Origin of the sequence: Methylocystis sp. H4A, from assembly GCF_015709545.1 — a bacterium.
GTDB classification, from domain to species: Bacteria; Pseudomonadota; Alphaproteobacteria; order Rhizobiales; family Beijerinckiaceae; genus Methylocystis; species Methylocystis silviterrae.
Window position 1 is genome coordinate 342,086 of sequence record NZ_JADNQY010000028.1, and the last position, 13,163, is coordinate 355,248.

Below are 13,163 nucleotides of genomic sequence, written 5' to 3' on the forward strand. Positions count from 1 at the left end.
GCCTCGGCCCGGCAAACCGCCTGAGCGGCGCAGGGGGCTTCCGCGCTTCGCTCCAAATAGTCTGGCGCCCGCGGCCTTGGCGCGCGCTGCACGATCAAGGCGACGCTCATTGAACGATCCCGGTCGACGCGCCGGGCAAACCATATGGTTGCTGCGGTTGAATTCGGATAACATAATGGTCTGAGCTCGCGCAGAGAGGCGTCAGATGCTTTGGCTGATCCGATTCATCGGCTTGCTTTTCCAAGCGATTTTCCTAGAATTTGTGCACATCTTCGGTTTGATCGTATTTGTGCTCGCCATGCTCCTTGGCTATTTCAGGGCTCCTTGGTGGATCGCGCCAGTGCTCGCCGTGGCTTGCGGGCTGTTCGCGAACAGGTTCATCGATCTAAACTACCTCACGGATGTATTCCGCAGAGTGGCTTCCGCGAGTGACCGCTGGGCCTTCGTGATTATTGTCTATTTCGCGATCACGATCGGCGGCTATCTCGCCGGCCTTCTGGCGCGTTTATTCATGAAGCGCAGGAAGCGGTCTTAGGATTTCGCATGACGGGGTTCGCGGCCGCAACGACGCGTCCTGAAGTCGCGCGCGCGGCGCTCGCCATTGGACACATCGGCTCGCGGAAACTCGCCCGGCGACGCCACGCCAAGCGAGCGCGATGAGAATCGTCGCGAAAACCGCTGGGAGAAGGTCCGTCAGTTGCCAAATGACGAATGCGACCGCCATGGTCGTCGCCGCGACCATAGCCACGATGGCTGTTCGAGAAACGAAGTCGTTCTGATCGATGCTCTAAGTCAAAAAATTGAATTTCATCTCGGAACCGCTTTGCTAGGACCAAGATATTAAACGACCGCGCGTTAGAGAATGAGTCTGCAAGACCGACTGGAGCGCGCGGCGGAATACGAGGCGACGCGTTTGCCCACGATCTCGTTGGAGAGGAGCTGCCGCGACGCATATGTGTGGCGAAAAAAGCACTCAAACTGAAAATCTCCCTCATCTTTAAAAATTGCCCGGAAAATCCCTGGATCGAGGCTTAGCGTAAGCCCGGGAGCCCAAGAATGAATTGCGCGAGCGGCGTTGCAGCAATCTGTTCACTATTGATGTCGCCGAAAGCGGTAGATGTTTCGAACCTCGCTGGGCAGGAAACTACGAAAAGTGCGATCGCCCAGCCACTGAGGCGATCACCCAGCGTTGAGTTCTACTCTTGGTCATGGGCTACGACTCGAAGATCATGGTACGAGTGGCTCACTGCAACGGCTGCGATCGAGTCTTCGCTTGAAGAGTCGGGCTGGCGGCTTCGAGCAACAGGCGGTTTCGGGGGCTATGCTTCTGATGTGAAGGGGAGCGATGCCGAGAATGTCATAGCCTCTGCAATGGAGGTGGATGACATCGCGCTTCCCCATATCGGCACGGTCGGCAAATACTACGGGTCAGATGGTTTTGTCGGCGCGCAGATTGGCTACGCGCTCATCGATAAGAAATGGGAGGTGAGCGGATTTCTCGGGGTGGGAATAACCACTGAAGGTTACCTCGGCGCGAATATGCGGAGTTCCGCGCTGCGAATTCCGCCAGCCGACATAAGCGATTTCGCCGCAACCGAGTTTGGCGTTTTAGGAAGTCTGGAGTTCAGGGCCACGCCGAATGATCATCTGATGCTCTTCGCGTCAGCGATCTACACGACAGCATTCCGATGGGGGTATTTTGAAGTAAAGCCGGGAGTATTATTTCCATTCAACGACTCGCTCCCAGTTTTGTTGAAGGGAAAATTATTCTTTGGACCGCATGCGGCGCTAAATTCTTATAAGGGCGACCTTCAGCCAATGTTTGGTGCGCATATCACGCTCATGGAGATCGGACCGTTCTATGCGAGTGTCGCGGGCGGCTATGTACGTGATCAGTATAGCGGTCAGGGAGGCTATACGATTCTTGAGACAAGCGTTAGATTTTGAAATGGTTTTTGTGCATTGAACGCGCCGATATCAGGGTCTCAGCTTCCCGCCGCATGTCGCCATTTCGAGGGTTCGCATCCACGCCGTTTGCATGGAGCGCGCGCCGCAGAAGCAGTCAGTCCCTGAGTCCAATAGCAGCTTCGTCCCAATCAAGGCCAGTTCCGGCGACAGCGGGTATATGCAACATGCCGTCTACGACCTCGTAGGGCTGCTTCAGGATTGGATTGACCCAATTCTGCCACTCGAGCCAATGCGACGTTTCTGAAACCCGCATGACGTGGGCGCCGACCTCTGGATAGAGGTGCGTAGAAATGGGCGCCCCGAATGCCGCCGCAATCGCTGCCGATTTTAGCCAGCCGGTTACGCCCCCGATCCTCATGAAATCCGGCATAACGAGGTCGCACGCCTTCATTTGAAGCGCACGGTGCAGATCCCGATGACCGTAGAAATTTTCTCCTATCTGCAACGGCGTTTTCAGTTGCGAAGCGAGGCGCGCATATCCATCCAGATTGTCGTAAACGATGGGTTCCTCGATCCAATCCAGGCCCAAGCTGTCGACCGATTGGCACCTCACGAGCGCTTCAGCAAGATCGAGCCCTTGATTGAAATCCGCCATCAAATGAACATCGGGGCCAATTGCAGCGCGTACAGTCTCGACAGCGCGCAAATCCAGATCTGCGGTTGCGCGGCCTAGCCGGATCTTCAGTCCGGCAAATCCTCCTTCTTGGATTAGTCTCGCTGCTTCCTCCCCTAACTGCGCTGGATCAGTCAGCCAAAGACCGTTGCTGTTGTATGCCTTCACTGGCCCAACCGCGCCGCCGAGGAGCACGCACAACGGCAGATTCGCGGCCTTCGCCAAGGCGTCCCACGCCGCCATATCGAGACCCGAAACGGCGATCATGCTCACGCCCTGGTAGCCAACGAAATGGAGAGACTTGCGGGTGAGCTCGAATATCTCGGTCGGCGCGACGGCATGACCCTCGAGAAGCTCGCCAAAATCCTCCAAGGCGGCGACGATGTATTTCATCGCCTTTGCCGTGTACGGTTCGAGGTAGCTTCGCCCAACGACTCCTTCATTCGTGAAAAGATCGATGAGGATCACAGGCCAGTCGGAGATCGTCGCTATTCTGGCGACGATCGGGCGTTCCAATTTGAGGATCAAGGGCCGCGCCCTGATGCTTTTGATCGTCAATCGGCCAATTGTCATTCCAAGACTCACATATCAGCGTATTGCGCTTCGCCGTTCCCGAACGACCAGTTTTCCTTAGGAACCTCGACGAGGCTGATGAAGACGTCTTCAACGCGAAGTCCCAGGCGGGAATGAAGTTCTTTCGCCACCGCTCGATAAAAGGATTTCTTCTGCTCGACTGACCGACCTGCATTGAGCGTGATCTGAATGAACACGCAGTCCTGCGTGCGTTTGATTCCAAGGTAATTCTCGGCGGCAATGAGGGCGTGTTCTGGATGTTCGGCGATCACCTGGAAGCGGTCGTCCTTTGGAACCTTCAGGACCTCGATCATCGCGTGATAGACGACGTCGCCGACGCCACGACAATATTCGACAGGCTTGCCCTTGATGAGATCGATGCGCACGAGAGGCATTTGATCTCTCCTATTTTAGCGGGTGCGAACCGGGCGCAAGCTTCGATGCGGATCGCATCTTGGAAACGGGCGCCCCGAGGGTTCGTCGGGACGCACGCACTCGCTGCAGACGCCTGTGTCAGGCCGCGTCCTCGATCTGGTCCAACAGTTGAATGAGACGCATCACCTGTTGCAGCAAAATTCCGCCGACACCAAGGGCAAACCACACGCCAGTGACGAAGCCCCAGTGAATCGGCGCCGCGAAGAACTCCTCGCGAAACCAGAAGGTGTGGCCCCACTCGTTAAATCCCACACTAACGAAGATCATGAACGGACCGACGACCGCAAGCGTCAGAGGGAGAGAAATCCCATCGGCGTAAAGCGGAAGGCGCGTCCTCGCGTACAGCCACGCCGAGCCGCCCATGAGGATGTAGAAGGGAAAGTTGAAGTAGAACTCGATGATGTGGTTGGCGGTGAAAGGCGTGTCGCGGACGGAAACCTGATGCCAGGAATTGTCCTGCTCCGCAAAATAGCTGCCGGCCCAATAAACAGCGAATGTGTAGATACTGATCCACATCGTCAGCGTGAAGTAGCGCGTAATCTCCTCCTTTGGCGTAATCTTGTCGAGGTTTCGGTCGCGGGTGAACCAGAGATAGCCCCACAGCGTCGGAAACACGATCGCCAGAAATGCGCCTTCGAGGTAGAGCAATCGCATCCAATGAACATCGAACGCAGGATCGGAAGAATCTAGACCAGTCGAAATGGCATAGGCGCCCTGATACATTCTGAACCCGACGTAGATGACGGTCATCACGGCAAAAGTCAGGAGATACTTCGGTAGGTCTCTCAGATACCAGGGCAGATTGAACGGCGCCCGCGGTGTGGTTCGGGCGATTGTTTGCGCGGTGATGCTCATGGCCGCTCCTTTGGTTGGCTTGAAGTGTTTTCGCGCGCGCGACGCTATTTGCCCCGCCGCGCGAGATTGTCAGTAGAATTTCGGGATGACCGGAGCGGATACGCTGGAGACATAGCGTTGGCCCGCGTTGTCATAGAGGAAAAGCAAGCCTCCCATCCGCGTATCCGCGTCGCGGATCAGGCCGTCGAGCCTCTCCCGCTGCCAAAGCGAATCCTCAGCCGTGATGCGGATCGTTCTCGTCTCGCCCGGCGCGATGGGATCGGCCGTGTCGATGCTCAGGCCTTCGCGTGCAGCCAAAGTGGCGCCTTCGCCTTGTGGCGGTTGGATAACCGCGGGGTTGAGGAAGCGCACATTCGCGGTCGCGAACTCGCCAACCCGGACGGGATGGTCGGAGCCGTTATGAAGCAGCGCGGTCATGATCATTGCACGAGCAGGCACATTATATTCGGCGCGCTGAATCTTGACCTGCACCGCTCCAATGTCGACGGCAGGCGGAAGCGGATCGATCTGATCCATTGCGGCTTGCAGCGGGATGGCGTTTGGATATTTTAGATCCGTTACGAAGTTCGCGCCGAATACGATCATCGGAACTGCGAAGATGATCGCCGCGCCTATCATCTGGTCGAGCGGGGAGACAAGTCTCGCCTCCTGGCCGGCATGCAGCATTTTATAGCGTGGAATAAACAGCGGACGCCTGACCCACCAAAGCAGCCACGCCGAACCGAGCGCGATCCAGAAGCCGTGCCAGGCGACGCCATTCGCGAGCCCATATGTCTCCATGTCGATCACGCTGCCATCGAGCGTCTTGATCTGGTTAGTGAATGCGGAGGCATCGCCCTCGACTTCCATCCATTGGCCCGGGCCCACGACGGAGCCCGCATCATGCAGATTGAAGAAAGGATGAAGATGGAAGCGACCAGGGATCCTGGCCTTCATCACAATCTTGAACTCATAGTCGCCGCCGAGTTTCAAAGCGGAGGAGCTGACGGACGATTGTCCGTTGAGGTAGCGCTCGGTCCGAATGAAGACGGGCCCCGGAGCGGAGACATTCAGATAGGTCGCGTCCGGTTGCGCCACCCCGCGCGGCCAGTCCGCGTTGACGTGGAACTTACCGGTGATGACAACCTCTTCATTGACATTGAGCTTTGCCTTCGACCACGCCACATCGTACCATTGGATGGTACGCATGCGGACGAAAGGTTCCAGGGCCTTTTCGCCATGGGCGAGCGCTGCTTCGGGAGCGAGCGCGCCGGCGCATAATCCGAGGCACGCGGCGCTGAAGAGAGTCTTGAGCGTCTTTTTCATCTCGTTGCCTCTCCCTCAGATATTCTTGACGTATTTTGTCGTGGCAAATGCTTTTCCCAGATACCACCAGAGTGGATACATCAGGGTGCAAAGCAGCGCCGAACAAAACGCCGACAACGGCGTCGCATATTGGCCGTAGGTTCGCAGCGTTCCACGCTCGATAATGCGAAGATATTCAGGCGTCCCCGCGCGGATGTATTGAAAGCCGAAGATGTCGGCCACGGTGAGCTGTGCGCCGCCATACTCCACCGGCACATGAAACATGCCGAAAATCGGCCAATTGGTCGGATAGAAAAGCAGGGCGAAGGCCATGCCGCCAAAGATGCTCGTGACAGTCAGGCTGTTGCTCAACATCAGAATCGCGTCGAGGACGAGCGCGCTCGGCAACATCGTGGCTGGCAAGACTTCGTTTATCGGGAAAAAGTTCCACATGTGATAGGCGAAGAAGCGCGTGATCCATGTGCCGATCAGCAAGCATGAGATGCAAAGCGTCGCGCCAAGCGGCAACCTGAAGTTTGGCCAAAGCACGGCCTGTACCGCCGCGGGGAAGGTAATCATCATCAGGGGAGTGATGAGCGGCCACCATTGCCGATCCTTCCAGTCTTGCCAGAAATCCCAGTCGCCGACCGTCAGAGCGACATGCAAGTGGAAGGAGCCAATGAAAAGGAATAACGCGAGCACCAGGATCAGATAATCATAGGCGCGGCTCAGTCTCGCCTTTTCCCCTGTATATCGCCGTGCTGGAATATCCAGGGATTTGCCAGTCATGCGGTCCTCCACGAAAGTTAGCTCTCTGTGCGGCTCTTTCCCGAACGGCGGCCAGAATGGCGAACGACGAGACGGCGCAACTCTCAGCAAGCCTAGGGGGCGCGAGGCGCTGCGTGAAATGGCGAGTTTTGATAGCCCCATGAATAAAAATCACGGTTGGCGCATTTGCCGTGCGCGGAAAGAGCAGAGTGAGGAAAAGCCGTGATGGAGCTGCATAATTTCGACATCAACCTGCTCGTGGCGTTCGACCTCCTCATGGAAGAAAAGAACGTCTCGCGCGCCGCCGAACGCATGTTCGTGACGCAGTCGGCGATGAGTCATACTTTGCAGCGGCTAAGACAACAGTTGGACGATCCATTACTGGTCAAGACGCCGGCAGGCATGAAGCCGACCGATCGTGCGCTGTCTCTGGTCGACCCGGTGAAGGCCGTCCTGCGCGACATCAAGCGCCTGATCCGTGCGCCGGAAGAATTCGATCCTGCACAAAGCAGGCGGCGGTTTGTGATCGCCGCAACCGATTACATGGACTTGCTGGTGCTTCCTCCGCTCGTCGAGCGCATCGCTTTGCGGGCTCCGGGCATCGACATCCATGTCAAGAGGACGGAGCTGCCTTTTCCCGAAGCGGATCTTGAGCACAATGATCTCGATGTCGTGCTGGGCTTCGATGCGATTCTGAAGCCGCCTGCCTATTTGAGCAGAACGAAACTTTTTGAAGACCGGATGGCCTGCGTCGTCGGCAGGCAGCACATGATCGGCAAAAGCGGTCGGCTAACGCTTGAGGAATATGTCTCAGGCAAGCACATGCTGATCTCCCGCACCGGCACACGCGTCGGGTTAATCGATGAGTGGCTCGCTGAGAGAGGGCTGGCGCGCCGCATCGCGTTGATCGTTCCCCACTTCCTCTCGGCTCCGTTTATTGTGGAGAAGACCGACATGATCTTGTCCCTGCCGGAGCGAATTGCCAACGCGTTCGTCGACCTGGCGCCGCTGAACATCCTGCCCCTCCCGATCGAATTGCCGGCCTATGACCTCGTTATGGTCTGGCACCCGCTCCATGATCCCGACCCCGCCCATCGTTGGTTGCGTGATCAAATCGCGGAAGTTTCCCGGAACCTGCGTGTTTAGCTATCTGACCTTGACGACAGCTTCGCCTTTTGCCTGTCCTGTTTCGACGTCGGCCAAAGCCTCATCTTCCCGGGAGGCCGGGGGCCATGGCTTTGACCTCGATGAGGAAATACGGCGGCTTCGACAATGACTCTCCGCCGTTTAGAACAGCGGATTTGTGCAGGCGATTGACGACGGCATAGAGCTTTCCTCCCGGCCCAAAACTCAGCGAGTCGACCCAGGATAACTCTTCGTTTTGTGCGAGCCGTTGGTAACTGCGATTCCGCTTGATAACCCCGATCGCATTTTCTGCAAGATCGCCGAGGTAGATGTTATCGTCCCTGTCGATGCTGATGCCGTCGCAAATGGGCTTAGCGCTATAGCGCTCAACCCGCGCGCCAAGCTGCTTTTCGTCGAGAGCTTCATCGGCCAAATCAGCGGCCTTTATGCGGTAAAGGCTCGTTCCGTGCATAGGACCAAAATACACCCATTCGTTCTGCAGATCTTCGGTGATCGGATTGACGCCGATATGGGGTCGCACGAGATGGCCGGCGGGGTCTTTCACCTGAATGGGGCGCCCATCGATGACGAGATCGATTTTCTCGGGCACAACGCTGGCGTGACCTTCCAACACGCGACGCGCGGCGCCCGTTTGCAAATCCACCACGATGAACGCCGCATTTGCTCCACCCGCAGGATCGGCGATGAATATCTTGTTGTGCTTGCCGTCGACGGTAAAATCATTGACGAACGCATCTTTGGGAGCGATAGGCGGCGGCAGATAGATAACGCGGCGCAGCTTATCGGCCTTCATATCCCAGCCGACAAGTTTTGGCGTGACTCCGCTGCGCATGCCATTATCGAGCATCCAGACAACGCCGTTGGCGTCGCTCCTAATGCCAAGAACAGAATCCAGCTTTAGTTCCGAATGGCTCAGCCGGTCATTGAACTCTTTGTTCGGAAAGGGCGCGAGCGAATCGTCGTCGCGATGCTCAACGACCGAGTAATTCGGTTCGTAGAACTGATGCTGGCTCATGATAATTTTGCCACTCTCGGTGACCGTGACGTTGCCGGGGGCTTGCGCGAGCCTTGCTATGATTTCGTAGCTGGGCTGCTGTGCGGCTTCCGCTCGGCTCACAAAAACGGCCAGCATTGACAGGAGGATTAGGCTCGTTCGCATGAGAACTCCGGGACGGCTTTGGACGCCGACGGATTCTATCCTGTCGAACGTCACCCGGCGCATGATGCTTGCTCATGGCCTCATTAATGGATTCGATACAAAGGCAGTGAGGAAGCGTGCGCCGGCGATCTTCGGCCGCGCGGCGGCTGAAATCGAAAAGTCCGGGCCGACGGTCACCCCGCAGGCGCTCGCCACATTCGCCCGACAGGCGCGAAAACGGATACGCGACCCCAAAGGGGCTACCAGCGCGACCATCTGCGCGCGCTCGTCCAACGGGTCGAGGTTGACGAGCGGGAAACTCGCATTGTGGGCCACAAGAGCGCGCTTCTGCGCGCGCTTGTCGCCGCATCAGGCGGGAACACGGCGGGAATTGGCGTTCCCAGTTTTGTTCCGAAGTGGCGCGCCCAAGGGGATTCGAACCCCTGTTTTCGCCGTGAAAGGGCGACGTCCTAGGCCTCTAGACGATGGGCGCGGCTGCGCGGCCGCATTGCGGCGGCGCGAGGGCGTGTATAGAGGCGCGGGCGGCGCAAGACAAGGCCGTCCGGCGGCGCCAGATCGCCGCGCATGGCCTCGCGTTTGCACCCCTTCGGGCGAGGCCCTAAAGCATCGCAGCAATGCTCACGATCAACGATCTCGTCTACCGGCTCGGCGGCCGGCTGCTGTTCGACCACGCCGGGGTGTTCCTCCCTGGACGCTCCCGCGCGGGCTTCGTCGGCCGTAACGGCGCCGGCAAGACCACGCTGTTCCGGCTGATCAGCGGCGAAATCGCCCCCGAAAGCGGCGCGATCTCGATCCCCGCCCGCACAAGGCTCGGGCGCGTCGAGCAGGAGGCGCCCGGCGGTCCGACGGCGCTGATCGACTTCGTGCTGGCGGCTGACCTTGAGCGCGCCGACCTGCTGGCGCGGGCAGAGGCCGCGCATGATCCCCACGACATCGCCGACATTCAGACGCGGCTCGCCGACATCGACGCCCATTCGGCGCCCGCCCGCGCCGCCGCCATCCTGCACGGGCTGGGCTTCGACGCCGCGGCGCAGCGCCGGCCGCTGTCGGAATTCTCCGGCGGCTGGCGCATGCGCGTCGCGCTTGCGGCGGTGCTGTTCGCCCAGCCCGACCTGCTGCTCCTCGACGAGCCGACCAATTATCTCGATCTCGAAGGCACGTTGTGGCTCGTCGATTACCTGTCGCGCTATCCGGCGAGCGTCGTCGTCATCAGCCATGACCGCGATCTGCTCGACGACGTGGCCACGCATATTCTGCATCTCGAGCGGGGAAAGCTGACGCTCTATAAAGGCGACTACTCGTCCTTCGAAAAGCAGCGGCGCGAGGCGCAGCTCCTCGCCGTCAAGGGCGCCAAGAAGCAGGAAGAGCAGCGCAAGCATCTGCAGGCCTTCGTCGACCGCTTCCGCTCCAAGGCGACGAAAGCGCGCCAGGCGCAGTCGCGCTTGAAGCTCCTCGCCAAAATGGAGCCGATCGCGGCCATCGTCGACGATTCGGTCCTGCCGATTCGTCTGCCGTCGCCCGAGAAGCCGCTATCGCCGCCGATTATCGCGCTGGAGAAAGCCGCGGTCGGCTATGGCGATCGAATCGTGCTGTCGCGGCTCACGCTGTCGATCTCCAACGACGATCGCATCGGCCTGCTCGGCGCCAATGGCAATGGCAAGTCGACCTTCGCCAAATTGCTCGGCGGGCGGCTTTCGGCCTGCGCCGGCGAGATGGTGCGCGCGCCAAAGCTCGAGGCGGGATTTTTCGCGCAGCATCAGGTCGATGATCTGAATGAGGGCGAGACGCCTTACGCCGTCTTCGCGCGGCTGATGCCGGGCGCCCCCGAGGCGCGCATTCGCGGCCGCGCGGCGCAGACCGGATTTTCCGGCGCGCGCGCCGAAACCCTTATCGCCAAGCTGTCGGGAGGCGAGAAGGCGCGACTTCTGCTCGGCGTCGCCACCTTCAACGCGCCGCATCTCCTCATCCTCGACGAGCCGACGAACCATCTCGATATCGACAGTCGCGCCGCGCTGATCGAGGCGATCAACGATTACGAGGGCGCCGTCGTTCTGGTCTCGCATGACCGCTATCTGCTCGAGGCCTGCGCCGATCGTCTGTGGCTGGTCGACGACGGAACCGTGCGCGCCTTTGACGGCGACATGGATGATTATGCGCGGCAAGTGCTCTCGAAATCGCGCGACGAAGAGCCCAAGCGCGCGCCCGCGACGCCGGCGCAGGAGGCGGCAAAGCAGCAGGCGCCAAGGCGCCGTGACGCCGGACAGGCGCGGCGCAAGCTCGCCGCCGCCGAGGAACGCGTCGAGAAATTCACGCAGCTGATCGCCCGCGTCGACGAGGCGCTCGCCGCGCCCGACGCCTTCGCGCGCAATCCGCAGGAGGCGGCGCGGCTCGCGTCGCAGCGCGAGGAACTCGCGCAGGCGCTCGCCGCGGCTGAGGAACAATGGCTGGAGCTTGCCGCGGAGGCGGAAGTTTAACTGATATGGCGTCAGCCTACTCTCCGGTTTTGTTTTTTTTTACCGTGAGGTCTGACGGCTTCAGTGAGAGAAACTTATCCGGCGTTTTCCATGTGTCTGGCAGATGCTTATTCGCCCATTTGCAAACGGCTTGCAGCACGGGCAGCAATTCGGCTCCTTTCTGCGTCACCGCATAGTCGTACCTGATCGGATGTTCCTGATAAGCGCTTTTCTCGATAAGGCCGAATTCCTCCAATCGTAAGAGTCGATCTGTCAGCACGTTCGTCGGGATGCGTTCAGGGGATTGAGAAAAATCTCCAAACCGCGTTTTCCCCATTGCAAGATCGCGCATGATGACAAGCGTCCATCGGTCGCCAAAAATATCGAGAGAGGTGGCTATCGGGCATCCCGACCTGAGTTTTTTCAAGGCGCGCATCGTTGGCTGATAGTGACTTGTGAATCACAAGTCACTACTCTAATCTGGTGCGGCATGAACGCACAATCGAGGAGGAAATCCAATGCCGGAAGCCTTCCAAGGCCGCTGTCTTTGCGGCGCTGTCCATTATGAATGCAACGCCGATCCGCTCATGTCCGGTCATTGCCAGTGCGCTGATTGCCGCAAGAGCAGCGGGACGGGTCATAGCTCGCATCTCGCCGTTCCTCGCGCATTTGTGACCATATCAGGGGACGTAACCGTCTACGACAAACCGGCTGACAGCGGGCATATGGTCTCGCGCGCTTTCTGCCCTCGCTGCGGCGCACCGATATATTCGCTAAACGACGCAATGCCCGATTTGGTCTTCCTCAGGGCGTCGAGCCTCGACGATCTCGAAGTGTTCAAACCTCAAATGGTCGTTTACGCGAGCCGCGGCGCTTCTTGGGATATCTCCGATACAAATTTGCCGCGCTTCGAAAAAATGCCGCCCATGATGAAGGGCTAGGCCCGAATGGAGTCCGACCCTGCTCTTGTTGAACGACTACGAGCTGTTCTCGCGCACCACCGGCACGTCGAAGCGCGCCGCATGTTTGGCGGCGCGTGCTTCACTCGGAACGGCAACATGTGCATTGGCGTCCACAACACGAACCTCATTCTTCGTGTCGGGGAAACGCGAGCTAAGGAGTTACTGACCCGCGAAGGCGTCAGGCCCATGGACTTGACGGGCAAGGTTATGAAGGGATGGGCTACAATACTCCCGGAAGCCATTCGGACCGATGCTCAGCTTTCCAGCTACGCGCAATTCGCGGTCGATTTTGTTGAAAGGCTGCCGCCGAAATAGCTCGTCCCAACCAGCCAAAAATGCCGAGTTTCCTGTTCAGCCCCGCCCACGATGCGACGCGCCGCAGCGACTCCGGCAAAAATATTTCTGCGGTCGTTCCGGCCTGCGCCGCGTCTTCAATTTCACGATGCTGCCGGCGGCGGCGACCTGCTCGATGACTGCGCGCTCCGTGGCGCGAAGTTGGTCGCACATGATCCGCCCACATCCGACCCGGCTTCGCCGACCACCCTCTCCTCAAGTGGGAGAGGGGAGGGCGCGAACGCACAACGTCAATCGGCGCTTTCGGGGTGGCGCCGCAAATAATCCGCGACGAAGGAGCAGTCGCCCTTCACCTTCAAACCTCGGACGCGGGCGAATTGCAGCGCGTTGCGGATGAGCTCGGAGCCGACGCCCTGACCGCGCAGCCTTGGCGGCGTCTGCGTCGAAGTGAAGACCATCACGTCATTGTCGATGCGGTAATAGGCGAGTGCTGTCTCTCCATCGATGTCGAGTTCGAAGCGACTGAACTCGGGATTGTCGCGGACGCTTCCCCAGGGATGTCTGCCTGCAGGCTCTCCTTTAGCCTTGCCCATCGCCTCGCCCATCGCCTTGCCCATGCCGGCCTCCTTGAGAGTTCATGCTCCCGAAATGGG

13 protein-coding genes and 1 tRNA gene are annotated in these 13,163 nt (G+C 59.0%); 5 read left to right on the forward strand and 9 right to left on the reverse strand.

What is annotated here, in order from left to right; all coding sequences use genetic code 11:
* The first annotated feature begins 205 nt into the window (after window positions 1–205).
* Complete coding sequence (locus tag IYW40_RS18275; protein ID WP_196401690.1) at window positions 206–535, forward strand: hypothetical protein; 330 nt, start codon at window positions 206–208, stop codon at window positions 533–535.
* Between the two features lie 521 nt (window positions 536–1,056).
* Window positions 1,057–1,947, forward strand: coding sequence for a cellulose biosynthesis protein BcsS (gene bcsS, locus IYW40_RS18280; protein ID WP_196401691.1), 891 nt, complete (start codon window positions 1,057–1,059; stop codon window positions 1,945–1,947).
* A gap of 115 nt (window positions 1,948–2,062) precedes the next feature.
* Here the strand turns inward: bcsS and IYW40_RS18285 are convergent, their stop codons facing one another.
* The 5 genes from IYW40_RS18285 to amoA form a co-directional block, all read right to left on the reverse strand.
* A complete protein-coding gene (locus tag IYW40_RS18285) occupies window positions 2,063–3,097 on the reverse strand; it encodes an enolase C-terminal domain-like protein (RefSeq protein ID WP_246720904.1) in 1,035 nt (344 codons plus the stop codon).
* Between the two features lie 65 nt (window positions 3,098–3,162).
* Window positions 3,163–3,549: a tautomerase family protein gene (locus IYW40_RS18290; protein WP_196401693.1), complete on the reverse strand. Its 387-nt coding sequence runs from the start codon at window positions 3,547–3,549 to the stop codon at window positions 3,163–3,165.
* Window positions 3,550–3,667: 118 nt separating this feature from the next.
* Window positions 3,668–4,444, reverse strand: a complete 777-nt coding sequence (amoC, locus tag IYW40_RS18295; protein ID WP_196401694.1) for a bacterial ammonia monooxygenase, subunit AmoC — start codon at window positions 4,442–4,444, stop codon at window positions 3,668–3,670.
* Window positions 4,445–4,513: 69 nt separating this feature from the next.
* Entirely contained in the window at window positions 4,514–5,749 is a 1,236-nt protein-coding gene (amoB, locus tag IYW40_RS18300; protein WP_196401695.1) for a bacterial ammonia monooxygenase, subunit AmoB, read from the reverse strand.
* 15 nt (window positions 5,750–5,764) lie between these two features.
* Window positions 5,765–6,529, reverse strand: coding sequence for a bacterial ammonia monooxygenase, subunit AmoA (gene amoA / locus IYW40_RS18305; RefSeq protein WP_348644307.1), 765 nt, complete (start codon window positions 6,527–6,529; stop codon window positions 5,765–5,767).
* 192 nt (window positions 6,530–6,721) lie between these two features.
* Between amoA and IYW40_RS18310 the strand changes: the two genes are divergently transcribed.
* On the forward strand, window positions 6,722–7,642 hold the full coding sequence (locus IYW40_RS18310; protein ID WP_210327361.1) for a LysR family transcriptional regulator: 921 nt from the start codon (window positions 6,722–6,724) through the stop codon (window positions 7,640–7,642).
* Window positions 7,643–7,703: 61 nt separating this feature from the next.
* On the opposite strand, the gene IYW40_RS18315 is transcribed toward IYW40_RS18310, so the two are convergent.
* Together IYW40_RS18315 and IYW40_RS18320 are read right to left on the reverse strand one after the other, a co-directional pair.
* Window positions 7,704–8,864, reverse strand: a complete 1,161-nt coding sequence (locus IYW40_RS18315; protein ID WP_246720906.1) for a major royal jelly family protein — start codon at window positions 8,862–8,864, stop codon at window positions 7,704–7,706.
* Between the two features lie 333 nt (window positions 8,865–9,197).
* Window positions 9,198–9,273 (reverse strand) — tRNA-Glu (locus IYW40_RS18320).
* A 142-nt stretch (window positions 9,274–9,415) separates the two neighbouring features.
* On the opposite strand from IYW40_RS18320, the gene IYW40_RS18325 reads away from it, so the two are divergent.
* Window positions 9,416–11,275 (forward strand): ABC-F family ATP-binding cassette domain-containing protein, encoded by a 1,860-nt coding sequence (locus IYW40_RS18325; RefSeq protein ID WP_196401697.1) that lies wholly within the window; start codon window positions 9,416–9,418, stop codon window positions 11,273–11,275.
* Between the two features lie 16 nt (window positions 11,276–11,291).
* Here the strand turns inward: IYW40_RS18325 and IYW40_RS18330 are convergent, their stop codons facing one another.
* Window positions 11,292–11,690, reverse strand: a complete 399-nt coding sequence (locus IYW40_RS18330; RefSeq protein WP_196401698.1) for a helix-turn-helix domain-containing protein — start codon at window positions 11,688–11,690, stop codon at window positions 11,292–11,294.
* A gap of 82 nt (window positions 11,691–11,772) precedes the next feature.
* Here IYW40_RS18330 and IYW40_RS18335 point away from each other — a divergent pair, with 82 nt between their 5' ends.
* Window positions 11,773–12,195, forward strand: coding sequence for a GFA family protein (locus IYW40_RS18335; protein WP_196401699.1), 423 nt, complete (start codon window positions 11,773–11,775; stop codon window positions 12,193–12,195).
* A gap of 605 nt (window positions 12,196–12,800) precedes the next feature.
* Here the strand turns inward: IYW40_RS18335 and IYW40_RS18345 are convergent.
* A complete protein-coding gene (locus IYW40_RS18345) occupies window positions 12,801–13,103 on the reverse strand; it encodes a GNAT family N-acetyltransferase (protein WP_196402216.1) in 303 nt (100 codons plus the stop codon).
* Window positions 13,104–13,163: the final 60 nt, after the last annotated feature.